Source organism: Vibrio sabulosilitoris (assembly GCF_055391395.1).
The window spans coordinates 1,494,998-1,515,174 of sequence record NZ_AP029600.1; the positions used below are offsets into that span (position 1 = coordinate 1,494,998).

At 48.4% G+C, this 20,177-nt stretch carries 20 protein-coding genes; 4 read left to right on the forward strand and 16 right to left on the reverse strand.

Going from position 1 to position 20,177, the window contains the following annotated elements:
- Window positions 1–48: 48 nt before the first annotated feature.
- The 12 genes from ACZ5R2_RS22175 to ACZ5R2_RS22230 form a co-directional block, all read right to left on the reverse strand.
- Entirely contained in the window at window positions 49–840 is a 792-nt protein-coding gene (locus tag ACZ5R2_RS22175) for a transporter substrate-binding domain-containing protein (RefSeq protein WP_464903688.1), read from the reverse strand.
- Window positions 841–922: 82 nt separating this feature from the next.
- Window positions 923–1,720: an amino acid ABC transporter permease gene (locus ACZ5R2_RS22180; protein WP_464902470.1), complete on the reverse strand. Its 798-nt coding sequence runs from the start codon at window positions 1,718–1,720 to the stop codon at window positions 923–925.
- A gap of 17 nt (window positions 1,721–1,737) precedes the next feature.
- Window positions 1,738–2,451, reverse strand: a complete 714-nt coding sequence (locus ACZ5R2_RS22185) for an amino acid ABC transporter ATP-binding protein (RefSeq protein WP_464902469.1) — start codon at window positions 2,449–2,451, stop codon at window positions 1,738–1,740.
- A gap of 318 nt (window positions 2,452–2,769) precedes the next feature.
- Window positions 2,770–2,979, reverse strand: a complete 210-nt coding sequence (locus ACZ5R2_RS22190) for a hypothetical protein (RefSeq protein WP_464902468.1) — start codon at window positions 2,977–2,979, stop codon at window positions 2,770–2,772.
- A 192-nt stretch (window positions 2,980–3,171) separates the two neighbouring features.
- Window positions 3,172–3,936 carry a sulfite exporter TauE/SafE family protein gene (locus ACZ5R2_RS22195; RefSeq protein WP_464902467.1) on the reverse strand — a complete coding sequence of 255 codons (765 nt, stop codon included), beginning with the start codon at window positions 3,934–3,936 and terminating at the stop codon, window positions 3,172–3,174.
- Between the two features lie 30 nt (window positions 3,937–3,966).
- A complete protein-coding gene (locus tag ACZ5R2_RS22200; protein ID WP_464902466.1) occupies window positions 3,967–4,803 on the reverse strand; it encodes a DUF6279 family lipoprotein in 837 nt (278 codons plus the stop codon).
- Between the two features lie 77 nt (window positions 4,804–4,880).
- Window positions 4,881–5,375: a GNAT family N-acetyltransferase gene (locus ACZ5R2_RS22205; protein ID WP_464902465.1), complete on the reverse strand. Its 495-nt coding sequence runs from the start codon at window positions 5,373–5,375 to the stop codon at window positions 4,881–4,883.
- Window positions 5,376–5,894 carry an NUDIX domain-containing protein gene (locus tag ACZ5R2_RS22210; protein ID WP_464902464.1) on the reverse strand — a complete coding sequence of 173 codons (519 nt, stop codon included), beginning with the start codon at window positions 5,892–5,894 and terminating at the stop codon, window positions 5,376–5,378. It lies immediately after the preceding gene.
- Window positions 5,895–6,100: 206 nt separating this feature from the next.
- The gene (locus ACZ5R2_RS22215) at window positions 6,101–7,567 is read right to left on the reverse strand and encodes a catalase (RefSeq protein WP_464902463.1); all 1,467 of its coding nucleotides are present in this window, start codon (window positions 7,565–7,567) and stop codon (window positions 6,101–6,103) included.
- 157 nt (window positions 7,568–7,724) lie between these two features.
- Complete coding sequence (locus ACZ5R2_RS22220; RefSeq protein ID WP_464902462.1) at window positions 7,725–8,558, reverse strand: patatin-like phospholipase family protein; 834 nt, start codon at window positions 8,556–8,558, stop codon at window positions 7,725–7,727.
- A 154-nt stretch (window positions 8,559–8,712) separates the two neighbouring features.
- Window positions 8,713–9,411 carry a hypothetical protein gene (locus tag ACZ5R2_RS22225; protein WP_464902461.1) on the reverse strand — a complete coding sequence of 233 codons (699 nt, stop codon included), beginning with the start codon at window positions 9,409–9,411 and terminating at the stop codon, window positions 8,713–8,715.
- A gap of 131 nt (window positions 9,412–9,542) precedes the next feature.
- Window positions 9,543–10,118 (reverse strand): class I SAM-dependent DNA methyltransferase, encoded by a 576-nt coding sequence (locus ACZ5R2_RS22230; protein ID WP_464902460.1) that lies wholly within the window; start codon window positions 10,116–10,118, stop codon window positions 9,543–9,545.
- 219 nt (window positions 10,119–10,337) lie between these two features.
- Here ACZ5R2_RS22230 and ACZ5R2_RS22235 point away from each other — a divergent pair, with 219 nt between their 5' ends.
- Window positions 10,338–11,216 (forward strand): LysR family transcriptional regulator, encoded by an 879-nt coding sequence (locus ACZ5R2_RS22235; protein WP_464902459.1) that lies wholly within the window; start codon window positions 10,338–10,340, stop codon window positions 11,214–11,216.
- Between the two features lie 170 nt (window positions 11,217–11,386).
- The gene (locus ACZ5R2_RS22240; protein WP_464902458.1) at window positions 11,387–12,280 is read left to right on the forward strand and encodes a cation diffusion facilitator family transporter; all 894 of its coding nucleotides are present in this window, start codon (window positions 11,387–11,389) and stop codon (window positions 12,278–12,280) included.
- Window positions 12,281–12,356: 76 nt separating this feature from the next.
- Here the strand turns inward: ACZ5R2_RS22240 and gcvT are convergent, their stop codons facing one another.
- Both gcvT and ACZ5R2_RS22250 read right to left on the reverse strand, forming a co-directional pair.
- The gene (gene gcvT / locus ACZ5R2_RS22245; RefSeq protein WP_464902457.1) at window positions 12,357–13,499 is read right to left on the reverse strand and encodes a glycine cleavage system aminomethyltransferase GcvT; all 1,143 of its coding nucleotides are present in this window, start codon (window positions 13,497–13,499) and stop codon (window positions 12,357–12,359) included.
- Window positions 13,500–13,715: 216 nt separating this feature from the next.
- The gene (locus tag ACZ5R2_RS22250) at window positions 13,716–14,339 is read right to left on the reverse strand and encodes a helix-turn-helix domain-containing protein (protein ID WP_464902456.1); all 624 of its coding nucleotides are present in this window, start codon (window positions 14,337–14,339) and stop codon (window positions 13,716–13,718) included.
- Between the two features lie 223 nt (window positions 14,340–14,562).
- Between ACZ5R2_RS22250 and gcvH the strand changes: the two genes are divergently transcribed.
- Window positions 14,563–14,943: a glycine cleavage system protein GcvH gene (gcvH, locus tag ACZ5R2_RS22255; RefSeq protein ID WP_438456940.1), complete on the forward strand. Its 381-nt coding sequence runs from the start codon at window positions 14,563–14,565 to the stop codon at window positions 14,941–14,943.
- Window positions 14,944–15,107: 164 nt separating this feature from the next.
- Entirely contained in the window at window positions 15,108–17,972 is a 2,865-nt protein-coding gene (gene gcvP, locus ACZ5R2_RS22260) for an aminomethyl-transferring glycine dehydrogenase (protein ID WP_464902455.1), read from the forward strand.
- A gap of 171 nt (window positions 17,973–18,143) precedes the next feature.
- On the opposite strand, the gene ACZ5R2_RS22265 is transcribed toward gcvP, so the two are convergent.
- Window positions 18,144–18,509, reverse strand: coding sequence for a DUF3732 domain-containing protein (locus ACZ5R2_RS22265; protein ID WP_464919456.1), 366 nt, complete (start codon window positions 18,507–18,509; stop codon window positions 18,144–18,146).
- A gap of 5 nt (window positions 18,510–18,514) precedes the next feature.
- The gene (locus tag ACZ5R2_RS22270) at window positions 18,515–20,128 is read right to left on the reverse strand and encodes an IS1634 family transposase (RefSeq protein ID WP_464899543.1); all 1,614 of its coding nucleotides are present in this window, start codon (window positions 20,126–20,128) and stop codon (window positions 18,515–18,517) included.
- Between the last annotated feature and the right edge of the window lie 49 nt (window positions 20,129–20,177).

Genomic DNA, 20,177 nt, shown 5'->3' on the forward strand with positions numbered 1-20,177 from the left:
ACCCCTTATCCACGTCGCTTTGTATCCATCTTTATATCCAACTGTTGATTATTGACCTGGAGCCACTTGGTCTTGCCAATCTAGAGTCGCAAACCAGTACTCATAACGCTCCTTTAACCAGCCATCGGCGGTTCGCGCCGCAATCCATTGGTTAAAGAACTCCGCTTTGTCCTCTTCACCCAAGCGCACAGCAAATGCTTCGTTACCCATTGCTAGGCGCTCACTAAACGGGATAAACAGTTTATCAGCATGCTTGACCGCTTCATGCTCAGGCTTCGGGCTTGAGGCAATCACAGCGTGAGCATTACCATTCAGGACCTCTTGAAATGCCTGTGCCTCATCATCAAATTGCAGTAAACGTGCCTTGGGGAAGGTTTCACGCGCCACTTGCACAGGCGTAGCGCCGCGACGAACCGCAATCTTGATTTGACGCGAGTCGTAATCACTCAACTCAGTCAGATCACCAGCTAGGGACTTGCTTGCCGCGACTTGAATACCGGAGTGTGAGTAAGGGTCTGAGAACAATACACTTTTCTCACGCTCTTCGGTGATCGACAAACCACCGATGATCACATCAAACTTTTGTGCTAGCAATGCTGGAATGATGCCATCCCATGCGGTAGGCACAAACTCAACCTGCCAACCAGAGTCCTCAGCCAGGCGTTTGGCCACATCAATCTCAAAACCTATCAACTCGCCTTGCTTATTGCGCATCGCCCACGGCACAAAGGTCGACATACCGACTCGAAGCGTCCCGCGCTCCTTAATTTGATCCAAATTCGGTGTCTCTGTTGCCAATGAGGCAAAGCTTGCACTCAAACCAACCACCGCAGCCAGCATTACCGTTAAGCCTTTTCTGCCCAACGCTCTGAGCCCGTTACCTAGTCCTTTATCAATCATTATTGTCTCCTTAATGAGAAGTTTATTGATGGCGCCACTGCGCGCCTAATCGATGCTCTAGCCAAGCTGACAGCCCCGACAGTGATAGTGTCAGCATGAGATAGATCGCGGCGACGGTAAACCAAATCTCAAATGGCATCGCCGTTTCTGAAACAATGTTGCGCCCTTCTGTGGTCAGATCGAAGATCGCCATGACACTGACGATTGAGGAGTTTTTGATCAGAGAAACCACCTCATTGGTCATTGGTGGTAGAGTGCGTTGCAGCAATTGGGGTAAGATCACATCAAAATAGGTATAAAAGCGCGACAAGCCAAGGCTGCTTGCTGCCTCAAACTGCCCCCGATCAATACTATTTAATCCACCGCGTAAAATCTCCGCCGTGTAAGCCCCTTGAAACAGTGATAATGCCAATACAGCGGTTGAAAAGCGATCGAGCCCTATCACTGGACCAAAGACAAAATACAGCAAGTAGATCTGGACTAACAGTGGCGTGTTGCGGATCAGCTCCACATAGCTGGTCGCAACAGCTCGCCCTACGACAGAGCTGGATAGCTTGAGCAGGGCCGTCGTTAGACCAAATATGACGGTAAACAATAGACTTAGAGCCGATAACTTTAGCGTCACCCCCAAGCCTTGAAGTAACTCGGCTGACCACCACTGTCCATCCTCATAGAAAGCGATAAAATCCGGCACTCGCTCCCACTGCCACCGATAACCCATTGCCTGGGCTCCTGAGTCCAGTACCCAGACAATCGCCAACACCAGCACAATGATTTGCAACAGGGCCGAAAGTACGGGCTTTAAAACTTTAGCCATCATGACTGCACTGTTCATCATCAATGACTCAAAATTTGGTTAAGAAATTGCTGGGTGCGAGGGTGTTTCGGCGCAGCAAAAAGTTGCTCTGGTGGCGCAACCTCCAGAATTTGGCCCTCATCCATAAAAATGACCCTATCCGCAACTTTACGCGCAAAGCCCATTTCATGAGTGACACACATCATGGTAATCCCGTCTTGAGCCAGATCGACCATCACATCAAGCACCTCCTGGATGGTTTCAGGATCAAGCGCAGAGGTCGGCTCATCAAACAGTAACACCTCTGGCTGCATACACAGCGAACGAGCAATCGCCACCCGCTGTTGCTGACCTCCCGACAGTTGCACGGGATACTTATGCGCCTGCTCTTGAATATTGACCCGCTCGAGAAATGCCAGCGCACGCTGCTCAGCCTCTGCCTGTGATAGCTTCAGTGTGCGCACCGGCGCGAGAGTAAGGTTCTGCATCACGGTGAGGTGCGGGAATAAGTTGAAGTGCTGAAAGACCATGCCCACCTTTCCTGCCAAGCTACCCGTCAGGTAAGGCAACACCTGAATTTCCCCACTAGAGAGAGATTCAAGTCCATTCACTGTGCGGATCAAGGTCGACTTACCCGAACCAGACGGCCCACACACAACGAGGATCTCTCCTTTGGCGACAGACAGGTTAATATTGTTCAAAGCTTGAAAATCACCATACCACTTACTGACCTGGCGAAACTCTATGGCGTTCATTTTATTATCTTTTGTGGTTACGCAGGAATAAAACCATCATAACAAGATTGAAACAAATCTGGGGGATTTTTTTGCCCTTGGGGGCAGAGGCGAGATCACTGCGTTGCGAGAGGCGAGATCGTTGCGCTGCGAGGGGTGCATGTTGATATTCCTCGGGGAATAAAGGGGTCCTTATTAGGCGTCAGCCCTTGCGGTGAGAATCGAGCTCACTGCGTTACGAGAAGCGAGATCGCTGCGCTGCGAGGGGCGCGTGTTGATAGCCCCCTGTAAGGAAATGGCTCCTTGCTGGGTGTCAGCCCCTCGTATTGAGAGTCGAGTTTAGAGCTTTTTCTCGCTTCTCGCCTCTCGATTCTCGCCTCTGACGAGCCGTCGCTCGCTCAAATAAAGGCTGGCGCTGGCGACACAGGCGATCAGTGAGAAGGTAAACAACGCCTTGAGGTTGAGTATCCAGGCAAACGTCGCGAATAGGAACGCGATAAACGATACCATGCGACTGCTTGTCATTACTTGACCGAGTTTCTTATTCATAACCCCTCCTATATGCGGAAAAGACCGAGAAAAGGGGGCATAGGTGGTGTTGTGGGTTGGTGAATAAGGGTACTACTCAGCGTTAAAAATGTGCAGCGGGGTGAACGCTTACTTAGTACCCTTTGACTATGACATAAACTGGCTCAGAATAAGCTAAAGAAACCTCAAAACATATTAAAGCGTGATCGAGGTTTAGAGATAGACATCGTAGAAAAAGTAACCAGTCAATGACAGGCTGAATACAGCGACAAATGCCTTCACATAGCTTTGTTTGATGGTGCGTGAAACTCTTGCGGCGGCATAGCCTCCGAGCAAGGTGCCCAACATAACGACACTGCCTCGCTGCCAATCTATTGCACCCTCTGCGACAAAAATCACAATCGCAATCAACGACACGCACGAGGAGATAAGCAGTTTTAGCCCGTTCATCTGATTGATATCGGTAAAGCCAGCAATCACTAAATAGCTCAGTACAATCACGCCCAAGCCTGCGTTAAAAAAGCCGCCATAGGCCGAGACCGCAATTAAGCACAGGGCAATAACCAGCGACACCCAACCCGCCTTTTTCACACCGTCCCCTTGCACACGCTGCAAAAGCTTAGTGATCTTAGCGCCAAAAATAAACAGCAAAGTCGCGAACAAGAGTAGCCAAGGAATGGCATTGAGAAACTGGCTATCATCAACGGTGAGGAGCAAATACGCGCCAAGTGCACCACCGACCAAGCTGCCTAAGATGGTCAGAAACAGCTGTCGACGAGATTGGGCGATATCCTGACGAAACCCCCAAGTACCACTGATATAACCAGCACATGAGGCATAAGTGTTAGTAGCGTTAGCATAGATAGGGGGGACCCCTGTCATCATCAACGCGGGAAAAGTAATAAAGCTGCCGCCACCGGCAATACTGTTAAGGATGCCTCCTGCAAATCCAGCAAGAAACAATAGCGTCCATTCCAAAGTAACTCGTCCTTTTTCGGTAATTTTCGATTAATTTTGTGCGATATCAGTGGCCACCTCTCTCCAATCCTTCAGCGCCTCACGATAATGTCGAGCCTGACGCTCAGTGGCCATATTGACTATCGGAACCAAATACTGGCTCATCACTTGCCGATTATGCGCGACTTTTCTTTCTAAATCAGCAGAATAATAACTTCTAGGTTGAAAAAGGATGCGCTGCAGGATAGGCGACACCACTTGCGGGTCTTGTCGCTCGGCCAGCATCTGCTTGATCGCAATACGCAGTTGAGTCTGATACTCCGTCCAGTCAGACACCGTCACTTCCACCTCACTTGCCCAGCGTTGGATTAATTTATCTTGCTCAGGCGTCACAGAGCCAAACCAATACTCAACATTTTCAGTAACGCGCTCAGCATACACTTCGCGCAGTTCATCATCGTCCATTGATTGGTATTTTTTTTGAAACTTGCTGTGGCGTGAGCGCAAGCTGGTCATAAATTCGCTTGCCTGCTGATCGCTAAGTTGCCCGACCAAGGTGACCAACTGGGGTTCAAGCTCTTTGAGGATCCGCTCACCAAAGTGCTGAATTTGTCGCTCTTGCTCCTGCAATTGCTCGGCGGTAAAGGTACTCAGATCGAGGTCAATCAGCAAGTCAAGATGGGTAATATAATCGGGAATTTCATTGTGACGATGCCACTGAGTTAGGAGCTCGACACGCTGTTTAAGCCAGCTTTTCTGCTCTCCCTCAAGCTCGACGTAATCCTCTACGTAGTCAACCACAAACCAATCGACATTACTGTACAGCAGCCGAGCACCACACCCTGCTAACAAACAGGCCATCATCAACAGCAGAATTTTACGTAACATACTGATACCCAACTTCCCCACCCCATGGCAAGCCATTATCCCTTAACAATTATTACGCACTAAGATGACCAGAGGGTTTAAAGTGCGTGACAGGGTTGCAACGATTTTAGCATCCATACGTCGCACCCGCAGTGAATCGTCCCGGGATAAGGCTCGTTTAGTGGTTCAAAACCAAACTGTTGGTAGAGGTGTATCGCGCCAGTCATGGTTTTCAGCGTATCGAGATAGCAAGCTTTGTAACCCTGCTGCTGTGCATAGTCTAGGCATGCGGTTACCAGCTTGCCGCCGACCCCTTTGCCTCTCGCCTCGGGAAGCATAAACAGCTTTCTTAGCTCGCATACTCCTTCGTTATTTAATGCCGCAATCCCGCCGCCACCGATGACTTGATTGTTGAGTTCAGCGACAAAATACCGTGCGCCCTGCTCGCTTAAGTAGTGCTCGCTCATGGCCAACACCTCAGCATCAGATGGGCCAAAGCCATCACCGATGGCGCCAAACTCCCGACCTACTTGGTTGATAATCTCACTGATTGCGCCATCATCTTGTTTTTCAATGGGTCTAATCACTAACATTTACAGTAACTCCTTTGCCACTCGGTGCAGCAGATAGGTTTCTCTCTCTATACTCATGCCTTTTTTCGGGCTCTGAGCCATGGTTTGCTCGTTGTGAGCTATCGCCTTATGAATATTCATCCACACCGGACGCATGCCATTTTTGACTTCATAATCCTCATAACGCGTCTGGCCTAATTGACGGTCAATCTTGCAGGTGTAGCAATAGGAAATCATGTGCATCACATCGGCATCATCCTTATACCAAGGTCGGAACTCTTCGTAGATGCCATAAGGCTTGATCGAATGAATGTTATTGGCGCCCGTTTCTTCCTCAAGCTCACGCACTAGCGCTGCCAGTTTGTCTTCACCAGAGTCAACCCCGCCATCGGGTAAGGTGTAATCGTGATAACGCTCAGTGTAAAGCAGCAAAATATCTTCACCATTGACCACGATGGCACGAGCGGCATCGCGCTTGATGATTGAGACCTGGTCGAGATGTGCTATCGATGAATGGACACTGGTGTGCAAATGACGCATATATGACTTCCTTATACCACTAGCAGCTTATGGTAACACGCGTTGTTCGCTAAGAGAAAATCACTAGCGGTATGCAAAAAGCCCAGCAACGACGCGAGTCAGTGCTGGGCTTGCTTAAGATTACGCTATCTTAGCAATAAATTGGCTGAACAGAGTCTTCGATATGCTCAAAGACAAAAAACAACCGATCGAAACACAACAAGCGTTTAAGCAGGCTCATAACGCTCCTCCACCTGGGCCATATCGATACCCAACGCGGCCGCAAGTCCCTCGGCATAGGCACGGTCGGCTTGTAGTGTGTGGCGCAAGTGCTTGAGCTGAATCGGTTTGGAAGCTCCGCCCAATGAGCGCGCGGTATTCTCAAACAGGCGCTGCTGCTCATCTGCCGTCATGATACGGAACAAGTTCCCCGCCTGAGTGAAGTAGTCGCTATCTTCGCGATGATCCCAATGGCCAGCCGCACCAACGAGATCCAATGCTGGCTCAGCGTACTCTGGCTGCTCGGCCCACTCTCCGTATTGATTGGGCTCGTAGCCTTTGGTTGAGCCGTGATTGCCATCGACCCGCATCGCACCGTCGCGGTGATAGCTATGTACCGGGCAGCGCGGAGCATTAACTGGGATTTGATGGTGGTTAACCCCGAGTCGATAACGCTGAGCATCACCATAAGAGAACAGACGACCTTGCAGCATTCTATCTGGTGAGAAACCGATGCCAGGGACAACAGCGGCAGGGTTAAACGCTGACTGCTCCACCTCGGCAAAGAAGTTTTCAGGATTACGATTTAGCTCAAGTACCCCGACTTCCAGCAAAGGGAAGTCGCTGTGCGGCCATACCTTGGTTAAATCAAACGGATTAAAGTCAATGGTTTGCGCTTGCTCTTCCGTCATAACCTGGATCTTAAGGATCCACTTAGGGAAGTCACCATTCTCAATGCTGTCGTAGAGATCACGCTGATGGCTCTCACGATCTTGACCAATAATACGCTCAGCTTCTTGGTCAGTTAGATTCTTGATCCCTTGCTGGGTTTTGAAATGAAATTTTACCCAAACCCGTTGATTATCGGCATTGATAAGGCTGAAGGTGTGGCTTCCATAGCCATTCATATGACGGTAGCTTGCCGGTATCCCACGATCACTCATCACTATCGTCACTTGATGCAGTGCCTCAGGGAGCGAGGTCCAAAAGTCCCAATTGTTTTCCGCACTGCGCATATTGGTGCGAGGGTCGCGTTTTACCGCATGGTTAAGATCGGGGAACTTGAGTGGATCGCGAAGGAAAAACACGGGCGTGTTGTTACCGACTAAATCCCAGTTCCCCTCCTCGGTGTAGAATTTGATCGCGAAACCGCGAATATCACGTTCAGCATCTGCTGCGCCGCGTTCACCCGCTACCGTAGTGAAGCGAGCAAACAGATCAGTGGTTTTTCCTACTTGAGAGAAAATGGCCGCCTTGGTGTATTGGGTAATATCGTGAGTGACGGTAAATTTTCCATACGCTCCAGAGCCTTTGGCGTGCATTCGACGCTCCGGTATCACCTCGCGATCAAAGTGCGCCATTTTTTCTAGTAGCCAAACATCTTGCAATAACGCCGGGCCACGCTTGCCGGCTGTCATGGTGTTTTGGTTATGAGCAACTGGGCAACCAGCAGCCGTAGTAAGTTTTTTAGTCATAATCTCATCCTTATTTAGTTTTTAATTTATGATGGAGCTGGCTGTTATACCAAGTAGAGTAACGCTTCCTCACCACTCGTGTTTTTCAGCCCGAAATAAATACGAATCAAAATATTAAACTTCCTCACTGTAAGTCTGATTGTAAAACCAAGGAATGTTAACAACCATTAATGTTATTCAAGAATTTGTTACCCTGTTCAATACCCAGCTGATAGCCTTGCTCTAATTTGCTTTTACTCCGAGTAAACCTCCCAACATTAAATCGCTCATCAGGAGAGATAACCTTAATCGTGACATCCTGTGGGGGATTATTTATAAACTCTAATGTTTTATTGTAGTAGCTGTGACGGGCGATTAATGCCTCAGCGACCGCTTTGTGATTGGGCATCAACTTTCTGATTAAGTTAGGAAACTTTTGCTGATTCATTTCATAACCTAGGGGCTTGGACAGGATCACAGTGATCTCTTTCGCCCCCATTTGATAGGCCTTTATGACCGGAATAGAATCAGCGACACCACCGTCAATAAAACATGAATTCGCGAGACAGGCGCTGTCTTTATAGACCAATGGCAGCGCCGTAGTGGCCTCAATCAGTTTGTCGATATTTAATTCATCCAGTTGGTAATAGTCCGATTGTCCATTATTGATGTCAGTAACACTAACGTAGAATGGGATATTATTGACGACATCATCAATATTTATTGGCAACGTCTCCTTGCTACACTCCCACAACCATTTCACATCAATAAGGTTGCCACCTTTGAAAAATCGTAGCGGGTCAAAAAAACGTTTTTGCGTCGCCATCTCGGTGATGATGGTTTTATTACGACCAGCCTTACCTGCCAAATATCCAGACAAATTGGCTGCCCCTGCAGAAACCCCAATCACTGCGTCAAAAGGTTGGTAATCAGCGGCCAAAAACGCATCTAAAACCCCACTGGCGAAGATGCCGCGCATCGCTCCGCCCTCAACAACAAGTACTCTATTCATTTTTCTAATACATCAATTTTGATGGGTTTAGTTTATAAATAGGGTGCAACGATTAGAAATGGAAGATATCGATATTTTTGATAGTTACGACCTATCAACAGCGGGTATTACCCACCGTTGAGAGGCTGACTTGTGTAGTCTATTAGGCAGTAGGTTAGTAAGAAGGGGAGAAAATTTCGCCATTTTCGACATCAATATACACCTTGTCGCTGGGCAGCAAACCGCCACAGTACACAAAGTACACCTGCCTGTCTGGATAATTTATCGAGCGCATCCAACCACTACTCTCTTCAAAGTCGAGCAGATCACAACGCTTCTCCTCAATCAATTGATCTGAGTATTGCGTGAACGCCTGCTGGTAGAGCAAATAATCGTCCGAGCCTTGTATTGACCACTGCAGGGCCTCATAGCGCTCCTCTTTACTTGTTTCAGGCGGCTCTAGTTGTAACTGATCAAGTTTAACCCACTCGGCGACCTCTTCACCGCCCTCATGATAGACAAAGTAGGAAGAGATACGGCCCCACCCTTGCACCTGCTCGAGCACAACCACTTTATCGCCACGAAATAGCTCACGCTCTGCAAAAGCTTGCTCTTCGAGTGATTCTCGAACCGCAATCCGTGGCTTTGCCACATAGTACTCTCGTACCTGCACCTCAGGCATGGACATTTGAACCTCAGACTCTGGTTCTGGCTCAAATTCATTAACAGACTGCTCGCCCTCAACAGAGGTCAGTTCAGCCTCCTCGACCTCATCGACCACCAACTCACTCTGGTGAACAAATAAGTAGTAGCCAATCCCAGCAGAAACGGTACCGATCAACAGTAAGATCATCATCATCAGCCATTTTTTCATAATGAGAGCTCCATGATTGGGACAGATTAACCAAGTATCGGCAGCGAAAAGGATAACTGTACCGTCAGACAACAAAAAAACCACTTGGCAGTGACTCCAAGTGGTTTTACACGAGGTTAATCAGAGAACGCTTACTTGCGTGCGATACCCATCATCACTTTTTGCGGGCCCTGCTCGGTCTCAATGATAAAGCCATCTTTGACGGTTACGTGGCTAAAACCAACACTCGACAGCACTTGCTCAACATAGTCTTTGGTCAGACCATCCTCTTTTGACTGTGCTTCCCAATCCCAGTGGATAAACACGCCATTGCTATCCAAGACCGAGTAAATAATGTCGCAAACATCAGAAAAGTTTGGCAGAAAGCCACAAACCGATGACGCAACAACCAGATCAAACTGACCTCGAAACGCCGGGTGCTGTGCCACTAGGCCTCGAGTAAGCATGTCGACCACCGGCTCAACGTTCGTTAGCTGTTTCTCATCCAGCTGTTCAATCATCGCTTCCGAGCTATCCAACGCAACGATACTTTTTGCCATTGGCGCTAATTGCTGACTGAGGATACCTGTCCCACAGCCAAAATCTAGGATGCTTTTATTTGCAACGTCGACGACCCCGCTGAGTGAACAAAACGCTCGGTCGGCGAACGTCTGTACAGCCTCGTTCTCTTCCCAAGTATCAGCGACAACATCCCAATCTAATGCCATTTTACTCTCCCTAAAGCCCGAATCTAATTGGAGCAATGAGTTATAACCAAGTAATCTCAGGGTGTAGCCTTCTACATCGTGAATTACTTGGGTATAACTAGACCCTAACTTGTCATTATAATCAAGCGATGCCTACCAAATTCGTAGGCAGGATCAAACATACACAATCCATGCACAACTGTTTGTATAACATTTGTTCGTTACAGGATATTGATAACCATGAACTTAGTTCAAATTGAAGCCTTTTTTACCGTTGCCTCAACCGGTTCGGTCTCCCAAGCTGCCCGTCAGCTTGATTGTAACCGCACCAAACTGAGCATGGCGATCAAAGCGCTCGAGAGTGAGCTGGATGTGGCCTTATTTGAACGTAGCGGCAATCATCTCAGCCTGTCTGAAGCTGGCAAGGCCATTGTCAAAGATTGTGAAAACCTGCTCGCGACGGCCTCGCGGATCCGCCAAACCTGTGCCCAAGCTACCAGTGGGTTTATCGCTGAGCGTTGGATCGCTCGTGACGATGCCATTCCAGATAGTATTTGGCAAGAGTGGGCGCATGCCCTCAACAAGCGCTTTCCGGCCACCTCATTCAATTTTGTTCTTGCCTCTAGTGGTGACTTAGCGAACTTGGTCGAGACTCAACAGGTTGACTATGCCTTTGGTGTTGATTACGAGCGCATCGATGATCCCAAGCTTACGTATCAACCGCTGGGTAAGATTCGTATGATGTCAGTTTGTCGCAGCGATCACCCTCTAGCTATGTTACGTCGAGTTAATGACGAGCAACTGCGCGCCCATATGCAGGCGATCATGGTTTACCTGAATGAGAAAGAGAACCCAGAACTTGAGCCTTTTGCCCTCAAGTACCTTGGCTTTTCCAGCTTTGAATTTATGCTCAACACCATAGTGCAAGAGAGTGCTTGGGGAGTGCTGCCTGAGCCTCTTATACGCCCAAAGCTGCGCAGCCAAGAGCTTGCGGTGATCAAACACACCTACGGCCTGACTCAAGAGGATTTTTGCATGTTCTCTACCGCCGGTCTGGCCGAAGATGCCGGGATGCTGTGGTTGGCAGATAAAATCAGTGATTACCTATTTACCTTTTAGCCTTCGCTCAGTGTCAACTTATTTGACACCAAATTTTTTTATTAAGACTCTGATTTATCTGACTAAATTCCTAGCTCCTGTACAAGGTGTGTGAATGCCGAACAATTAAATATTGTGAATTTCCGGTCAGTCCACCATGATTAGCCACGAATTTACATCGGAATACCCCCATGACGCAGTCAAACTCACAACTTGAAACCCGCATTCTCAAATTTTCTGCATTTTTGTCACTCAGCTTTGCGGTTCTGGGTGTTGTCTTAGGCTGGTATGTCGGCTCACTCGTCATTATTTTTGACGGTGCGTATTCACTTATCAGTTTATTACTAACACTGCTTTCTCTTTTGGTTGCAGCATACATTGCCAAGCCCGCCGCAAATGCTTTCCCTTTTGGCAAGGCGGTACTAGAGCCGCTAGTGATTGCGGTTAAGGGCGCGGTTATCCTTGGCTTGGTTGTGACCTCGCTTTACTCCGCCGTGATCTCTCTGCTAGAAGGTGGACGCGATGTTGATACGGGCATGGCCTTTATCTTTGGTGTGATCAACGTGATTGGCTGCGCTATTGGTTGGTGGTACGTCAGCAAACACGCTCGCCGCTGTAAAAGCGGTTTGATTGAAGCGGAAGCCAAGCAATGGAAAATGGATACACTGATCAGTTTGGCGGTTGCGGTTGGGTTTATCGCCGCCTTCATATTAAGTCACACACCATTGTCGCGCTTTGCTGGTCTTGCCGACCCTATCATGATGTTGATCATGGGCTTTTACTTTTTGAAAGTACCATCGGAAATGCTATTGAACGCCTTTCGTGAAATATTGATGATGGCGCCGCGTAAAGAGGTCACAATTAAGGTGATGAGGGAAGTGAACCTGATCAATCGTGATTTAGAGTCCAATATCAGAGTCGTCGCAGTGACCAAGATTGGTAACGAGCTGATGGTTAAGCTCAATGTTCACTCGATTGACAATGCGTTGAATGTCCAAGAGTTGACCCGCACCCGTGCACACTTGACGGAAAGGCTTTCGGTCTTGCCGATGAAGCTAAATTTGATCCTGAACGTTGCCTGCTAGTAGCTAACGAAAAAGAGACTCATCTGAGTCTCTTTTTCGATTAAAGCTCATAAATTATCGCACTAAGTAATAGCCACTAGCCACGATAATAACGCTGCGGCACAAACGGCATTTTTTCTACCGTCATCGGCAGCAGTTTCCCTCGCACCGAGGCAAACACTTCTGTGCCTATGTTGGCAAATGAGGTGGCGACATAGGCCATTGAAACGGGTTTACCTGCATTTGGTCCAGCCGTCCCGCTCGTCACCACACCGATACGATTCTCCTCAGCATCAAATAGCTCGACGCCTTCGCGCACTGGCGCTTTCGTTTGACCGACCAAACCAACACGCTTACGCGATACGTCTTTGGTAACAAGCTGCTCTAAGATCACCTCAGCGCCGGGAAAGCCCCCCTCACGCTCACCACCTTTGCGGCGCACAGGTTGAATGGCCCAAAGTAGGCTTGCCTCAACAGGCGTCGTGGTTGTATCAAGGTCGTGGCCATAGAGACACAAGCCACACTCAAGGCGCAGCGAGTCACGGGCACCAAGACCAATCCACTCTACCTCATCTTCTGTGGTGAGTGCAGCAGCAAATGCACTAGCTTGCTCGGCCGGTACGGAGATCTCATAGCCATCTTCGCCGGTATAGCCACTACGAGAAACGATGCATTCAACCCCTTGGATCTCAACGCGTGTGACATCCATAAACACCATCTCAGCCACACTCGGTGCAAAACGCGCCAATACCTCAGCGGCTTTCGGTCCTTGTAGAGCAAGCAGTGCACGATCTGCAATGACTTCCAGTGTTAGGCTCTCTGGTAGGTGTGCTCTAATATGCGCAATATCCTGTGATTTACACGCAGCATTAACGACGATAAACAGCTCATCGCCCAAATTGGCAATCATAAGGTCGTCTTGGATCCCGCCTTGCTCGTTAGTAAACAAAGCGTAGCGTTGTTTACCCGCTTCTAGCCCGACCACATCAACCGGCACCAAGGTTTCCATAAACTCCGCTCGACCGTCACCTCGCAGCAACAGCTGTCCCATGTGGGAAACATCAAACAAGCCTGCCGCCTCTCGTGTATGAAGGTGCTCTTTTTTCACCCCCAATGGGTACTGGACTGGCATCTCATAGCCAGCAAACGGTACCATTTTCGCGCCCGCATCTAAGTGGCTTTGGTACAACGGGGTTTTCAATAACTCTTCACTTACTTGTTCAGTCATGACTCTCTCCATGATCAACTGACTTAATTTGGTTCGATGTAGCGCGTGTTTCGTATAGTGGACATTGAGATTACGGAATGGAGCTGTCTTTGTATCGACCTCGCCTTCCCGCCAAATTAACGCCTAAAATACATAACCATTACAGATAATGTGACTAGGTTGTTAGCCCCAACTTTCATAAAAAACTCTACGACACTATTGGAAACACGCATCAAAATTATATTTCGCTTATTTCGATGTGACCCATAAAATCAGGGCATCCTCTTCACTGGTTGAAGTGAGCATGTGCCCCATATTGGCATCGTAGTAAACACTGTCCCCTTCACTGAGCGGCAAGGGTTCATAGAATTCAGAGTAAAAGCAAACCGACCCGGATAAGATGAGCAAAAACTCCTCACCGTCGTGGCGAACCCAGTCAGGATACTCACCGATATCCCGCGCGCGGACCTTGCTTTTGAACGGCATCATCTTCTTGCGCGACAGTTGAGTGGCCAATAACTCGTGCTCATAGGTGGGTGTTGGGTGGGGTTTCCCTTGTCCTTTCAAAGTGATATCCCGGCGTCCAGATGATATATTTTTACTTTGTGGCTCAAATAGTTGTGGCATATCAATCTGCAGACCGTGGGCGAGCTTTTGCATCGCCTGGAAAGTTGGCGAGATCTGCTCGTTTTCGATCTTGCTCAACGTGGAGCGCGCAAGCCCCGTGCGCTGGCTCGCCTCCTCTAAGGTCAGCGTCATTGCCAGTCGGATCGCTTTAATCCGTGCACCAAGGCGCAATGGCTCAATCGCCTCATCAGCGGTCTGCTTGGCAAGTGTGATGGATGGATAGTCATCCAGTTGCTGTTGTGTCATACCTCTCTCTCCATCTCAATCGAGACAGTCAACAGCCAATCGAAGACCAACGTTAACTGCTAAAATCCATTTTAATGTCCCAAGAAATTAGCACAGGAATTTGAAAATGTCTTAATTTTGTTTCCTATAGGAAATTTTATTTGAATATTTGCTACTCTATGCGTATGTTACTTGAATGTTGGAATTATAAATCCTGAGAATTGACGGTTTGGAGACCAAGAAAATGGATAAAACACTGAAGTTTGCAGATAGCCATGAATGGGTGCGCGACAATGGAGATGGCACGGTCACTATCGGAATTTCTGATCACGCCCAGCAGATGCTTGGCGACGTGGTATTCGTCGATCTGCCAGAAGTGGAAGACGAGATCTCAGCAGGCGACACTTTCTCACTGGTTGAATCAGTGAAGGCAGCCTCAGACATTTATGCACCGATCAGCGGTGAGATTGTCGAGATTAACGAAGACCTAGAGGACAGCCCTGAGCTAGTCAACGAAGAGCCATATGAAGGTGGCTGGATTGTTCGCGTTAAAATGAGTGATGCAGAAGAGCTTGGCGATCTGAAAGACGCCGAAGAGTACCACAACTCGATCGAAGAAGAATAAACATACATAAGCTGCTCGAGCTGAACTGTTTCTTGAGGCGATCGTTTCTTACTGGCTATCGTAAAGGAAGCAGCAATGACGACAGACAGAGCAGCTTTTCTTAGCGCGAGATAACTACAACTCACCATCACGACAGCGCTAAGTCCTCAGGAGGAGGTTCACAGATGACAGATTTACTCAAGCGCCTTGGCACTCAGCACGAGTTTGTTGCCAGGCACAATGGCCCTAACCTAGCCGATCAGGCCAAAATGCTGGCGGCGATCAACGCCGAGAGCCTTGATGATCTTATCGATCAAACGGTTCCACAGCAGATCCGCCTAGAAAAGCCGCTTTCTCTCGCCGAGGCTCAGAGCGAAACCGATATGCTCAAATCGATGCGTGCCTTTGCCGAGCAGAATAAGATTTACCGCACCTTTATCGGTCAAGGTTACTACAACACAGTGACGCCAAACGTCATTTTGCGCAACGTGCTGGAAAACCCAGGTTGGTACACCGCTTACACCCCTTATCAGCCAGAGATTTCGCAAGGTCGCCTTGAAGCATTGCTCAATTATCAGCAAATGGTGATGGACCTTACCGGCATGGAGATCGCCAACGCCTCACTACTCGATGAAGCAACGGCCGCGGCAGAAGCAATGACTCTGTGCAAGCGTGCAGGCAAGAGCAAAAGCCAGGTATTTTTCGTCGCTGATGATGTCCACCCACAAACTATTGAAGTGGTCAAAACCCGTGCCAAGTACATTGGCTTTGAGGTGATGGTTGCGCCTCTGGACACATTGCCAGAGCAAGATGTGTTCGGTGCACTGATTCAGTACCCCGGCACAACGGGTGAAGTTCGTGACCTCACTGATGTGATTGCTAAAGCGCAAGCGAACAAAACACTGGTCACGGTGGCCACTGACCTGCTCGCTTCAGCCTTGCTAAAGCCCGCCGGTGAAATGGGCGCGGATGTGGTGATTGGCTCAGCACAGCGCTTTGGCGTGCCTATGGGCTATGGTGGTCCACACGCAGCCTTTATGGCCACGCGAGACAAGCATAAACGTACCATGCCGGGACGTGTGATCGGCGTTTCTATCGACAGCAAAGGCAATCAAGCCCTGCGCATGGCGATGCAAACCCGCGAGCAGCACATCCGCCGTGAAAAAGCGACCTCAAATATTTGTACCGCCCAAGCGCTCTTGGCCAATATGGCCGCGTTCTATGCGGTTTATCATGGTGAAGAGGGCCTTAAAACGATTGCCCGTCGTACGCACCACCTAACGGCTATCTTGGCTGCTGGTCTAACCAAATCCGGTTACGAACTTGCGCACCACAGCTTCTTTGACACTTTAACTGTCAATACTGGCGACAACACCGAGACCCTGTATAAGCGAGCTCTAAGCGCCGAGATCAACCTGCGCAAGCTCGATGGCCAGCTAGGCATCAGTTTCGACGAAACCACCACGATAGAAGACATCAATGTCTTGTTCGCCGTGTTTGATATCAAAGAGCAGGCACAGGCGCTCTCTGCTGAGATTGCCGATAACGAATTTGCCTCGATCCCTGAGGCTTGTCGACGCAGCACACGCTACCTCACTCATCCGGTGTTCAATACCCACCATAGTGAGACGCAGATGATGCGTTACCTGAAGCAGCTTGAAAATAAAGACTTCTCTCTCACCCACGGCATGATCCCGCTGGGTAGCTGCACCATGAAGTTGAACGCAGCTGCTGAGATGATCCCGGTGACTTGGCCTGAATTTGGCGCGATCCACCCATATGCTCCAGTAGAGCAAGCGGCGGGTTACAGTGCACTCGCTGCCGATCTCAAGCAGAAGCTGTGCGAAATCACTGGATACGATGCGTTTTCACTACAACCAAACTCCGGTGCTTCTGGTGAGTATGCAGGTCTGATTGCGATTCAGCGCTACCATGAGAGCCGCGGTGAAGGCCACCGTAACGTGTGTTTGATCCCAAGCTCAGCACACGGCACCAACCCAGCCACCGCTTCAATGGTGTCGATGAAGGTGGTGGTAGTGAAATGCGATGACGATGGCAACATCGATATTGATGATCTAGCCGCGAAAATTGAGAAACACGCTGAGAACCTATCCAGCATCATGATCACTTACCCATCAACCCATGGGGTATATGAAGAGCAGGTCAAAGAAGTGTGTGCCATGGTTCACGCTGCAGGCGGTCAGGTTTACCTCGATGGAGCAAACATGAACGCTCAGGTGGGCCTTACTTCTCCGGGCTTTATCGGCTCTGATGTATCACACCTAAACCTGCACAAAACCTTCTGTATTCCGCACGGTGGCGGTGGCCCAGGTATGGGACCAATAGGTGTCAAGTCACACCTCGCGCCGTTCCTGCCAGGACACATTGAAAATGGTGTTGAGGGCAGCGACTTTGCTGTCGCCGCCGCAGACCTAGGCAGTGCATCAATCCTGCCTATCTCATGGGCCTACATTGCCATGATGGGCGAAGAGGGCCTGACTGATGCCACTAAGGTAGCGATTCTCAACGCTAACTACGTGATGGAGCGCCTGCGTCCACACTACCCTATCCTCTACCGAGGCACCAATGGTCGTGTAGCACATGAGTGCATCATCGATATTCGCCCGCTCAAAGAGCAAACCGGGATCAGTGAAGAGGACATTGCCAAGCGTCTAATGGACTACGGATTCCATGCGCCAACCATGTCATTCCCGGTAGCGGGTACGCTAATGGTTGAGCCAACCGAATCGGAAGACTTGGAAGAGTTAGACCGCTTCTGCGAGGCGATGATCGCAGTTCGCCAAGAAATGGCTAAGGTGGAATCTGGCGAGTGGCCACTAGAGAATAACCCGCTAGTCAATGCCCCACACACCCAAGCTGACTTAGCATCAGAGAGCTGGGAGCGACCATACTCACGTGAGTTAGGTTGTTTCCCAACGCAGTCAACGCATATTTGGAAATACTGGCCAACGGTGAATCGTGTCGATAATGTCTATGGTGACCGCAACTTGATTTGTTCGTGTCCGAGTATTGATAGTTATTCTGAATAAAGGTTAGTTGTTGATCACAGATAACCAAGTTGGAAACTGTGATAACCGAGTTGGAAATCGATAACTAAGTTGGAAACTAACTTGAATTGAATAACAAAAGGCGAACTATTTGGTTCGCCTCTCTCTATATGGGCAGTTTTATCAAACGCCAACGTGAAACACAGTGTCGGCCTATTGAGCTGGAACAGGGTTTATCAGTCCCCTTGTTCGCCATCTATTGCCATTGACGTAGGATTCAAAGTTATACTCATTTGATAAATCTAAATCATCTGCATGATCAGTGACAATAATCTGTGGAGAGAACCCAAACTCTTCCTCAATGTTGACGCAGTACTCAGCTAATTGTGTAAAGAGGTTTTCGACTGCTTTTATATCTTCATCAACCACTCTCTCACTTGCGTGATTACTTCTCAACTTTGCTTCTTCTTCTTTTTGCTCCTTAAACGTTTCTGAATTGTCACGTTTAAAATTAGGAAAGTAAACTTGGGTAGGTTGATCCAAAAATAATACTGAAGGAATTGAACCGAGATTCCGCACCTTATTCAGGAATAAACCGCTTCATAGAACTTACCCAGTAAACTAAGCAGCCGAGTTTGGTGCTCTTGAAGCCCTGTAATGAATCGTTGGTCGTTAATATCTAAGGTATCTATTCCCTCGAACTTCAAGAAGACCCAGCGTGCAGTCGGTTTCGATGTTTGCTTGTTCTTAACCATACTCGGGAAAAACTCCTCGGTTTGTCCCAGTTGCTCTCTGATCTTGTGCTCTAAGCTGGCATAAACTAGCAGACTCAATGTCATTATCATGAGTAACGCTTCAATGCGTTGGGGCTTTTTCAAAAATATTGAAGAGGTCAAAAACTCGGGACTTTTTAGAAAACGGAAGCCACGCTCAACCTTTTGTTGAGACTTGTAGTGATCTAGAAGTGCTGCCATTGTCAGACTTTCGTTGCCGATGTCATTAGTGGCTAGAATGAACATGCCTACTTTGAGCTTTGCTAGCTTCACTTTTTCTAGGTCGGTGTACGGCACGGCCTCTATAAAATACTGATATCCTGAGGGTTCATCGCCTTTCTTCGGACGACCTGGATTGGCATAAATAGCAGCTTTGACGATAGCGGAGTGTTCAAAGCCTAGTAACAGGCACTGCGCCTTGAACTCCTTAAGCGCATGCTCAGCATCAGTATCGCATGCAAATGGCTTTTTACTGAGCTTGTTCAACGCTCTGATTTCTTTGGCGATGTTTTTCTCTAAGTTCTTGTAGAAGGTAATTTCTTCTCGTTTAGTTGCTTGCTCACTGTGAACCAACAACCACCGCTGAGCAACCTTGCCATAGTTTGAGTCTACCCAACATCCTGAATAGCCATCTACAATCTTACTTAACTGCTCTGGCTCTAGGCTAAGTAGTGCTTGTTTTGCTTGCTTGATAGTCATTGGAACACGGGTAATGAACTTTTGTTTTTGCTCATCAAGTGAGCAGATACTTTCTTCAGTGTATAGGGCTGCATCAGCGATAAAGTATCGACTATTCTGTGCCGCTTTTAAGCAATGGATATGATTACTAGTGACTTCAGCGAATGCCTTGGCATCATTGGTGTTGCCACTAAGCGCCTGCATATAAACAGGAAGGCCAGCTTGGTTTTCACAAATGAGCTCAAGAACCACCTGATTGAGCTCAGGACGATGATCTCGGCTATAGCCCTTCACTAACTTGATTGCCTTGGTATCTTCCTCGTGCGCATACTCACCATCAACGTGAAAGCTCGTGATATCAAGGTGTACAGAGTCGCTAGCGAGGCCAAGTTTATCGACCACACGTTCGGCGATGACCTGATAAAGCGCTGAGACATCGGCCTCATACAGCGCATCCAAGGTTCGGCCGAGTACATCATCGGTGAGATGGTGCGCTTCAATATCCTTAGCAAGCAACTTAGAGATGGGTTTGGTTTCAAAGAAGTCAGAGAACATATGCAATGTTCTACTGTGAAAGCCTAACCCATTGAGAATCATGGCTAAGACTGCATCACCATGGGAAACGTTGTGATTAGAGTACTTGGGAATGACTGAATCTATCATTTTTGATAGGCCAATCTCGTGACAAAATGCAGCAATGAGCCCGAGGTGATCCAAACGCTTAATAACAGGTTGCTGAGTAGGCATAGTTTAAAACCGTCAAATAACAGTAATAGATCAAACCTGCAGATCGCGG

Bases quoted from the DNA above. Each gene is read 5' to 3' on its own strand.
- ACZ5R2_RS22175 (WP_464903688.1), bottom strand. From the start codon at position 840: ATGCTGGCTGCGGTGGTTGGTTTGAGTGCAAGCTTTGCCTCATTGGCA.
- ACZ5R2_RS22180 (WP_464902470.1), bottom strand. From the start codon at position 1,720: ATGATGGCTAAAGTTTTAAAGCCCGTACTTTCGGCCCTGTTGCAAATC.
- ACZ5R2_RS22185 (WP_464902469.1), bottom strand. From the start codon at position 2,451: ATGAACGCCATAGAGTTTCGCCAGGTCAGTAAGTGGTATGGTGATTTT.
- ACZ5R2_RS22190 (WP_464902468.1), bottom strand. From the start codon at position 2,979: ATGAATAAGAAACTCGGTCAAGTAATGACAAGCAGTCGCATGGTATCG.
- ACZ5R2_RS22200 (WP_464902466.1), bottom strand. From the start codon at position 4,803: ATGTTACGTAAAATTCTGCTGTTGATGATGGCCTGTTTGTTAGCAGGG.
- ACZ5R2_RS22205 (WP_464902465.1), bottom strand. From the start codon at position 5,375: ATGTTAGTGATTAGACCCATTGAAAAACAAGATGATGGCGCAATCAGT.
- ACZ5R2_RS22210 (WP_464902464.1), bottom strand. From the start codon at position 5,894: ATGCGTCATTTGCACACCAGTGTCCATTCATCGATAGCACATCTCGAC.
- ACZ5R2_RS22215 (WP_464902463.1), bottom strand. From the start codon at position 7,567: ATGACTAAAAAACTTACTACGGCTGCTGGTTGCCCAGTTGCTCATAAC.
- ACZ5R2_RS22220 (WP_464902462.1), bottom strand. From the start codon at position 8,558: ATGAATAGAGTACTTGTTGTTGAGGGCGGAGCGATGCGCGGCATCTTC.
- ACZ5R2_RS22225 (WP_464902461.1), bottom strand. From the start codon at position 9,411: ATGAAAAAATGGCTGATGATGATGATCTTACTGTTGATCGGTACCGTT.
- ACZ5R2_RS22230 (WP_464902460.1), bottom strand. From the start codon at position 10,118: ATGGCATTAGATTGGGATGTTGTCGCTGATACTTGGGAAGAGAACGAG.
- ACZ5R2_RS22235 (WP_464902459.1), top strand. From the start codon at position 10,338: ATGAACTTAGTTCAAATTGAAGCCTTTTTTACCGTTGCCTCAACCGGT.
- ACZ5R2_RS22240 (WP_464902458.1), top strand. From the start codon at position 11,387: ATGACGCAGTCAAACTCACAACTTGAAACCCGCATTCTCAAATTTTCT.
- gcvT (WP_464902457.1), bottom strand. From the start codon at position 13,499: ATGGAGAGAGTCATGACTGAACAAGTAAGTGAAGAGTTATTGAAAACC.
- ACZ5R2_RS22250 (WP_464902456.1), bottom strand. From the start codon at position 14,339: ATGACACAACAGCAACTGGATGACTATCCATCCATCACACTTGCCAAG.
- gcvH (WP_438456940.1), top strand. From the start codon at position 14,563: ATGGATAAAACACTGAAGTTTGCAGATAGCCATGAATGGGTGCGCGAC.
- gcvP (WP_464902455.1), top strand. From the start codon at position 15,108: ATGACAGATTTACTCAAGCGCCTTGGCACTCAGCACGAGTTTGTTGCC.
- ACZ5R2_RS22270 (WP_464899543.1), bottom strand. From the start codon at position 20,128: ATGCCTACTCAGCAACCTGTTATTAAGCGTTTGGATCACCTCGGGCTC.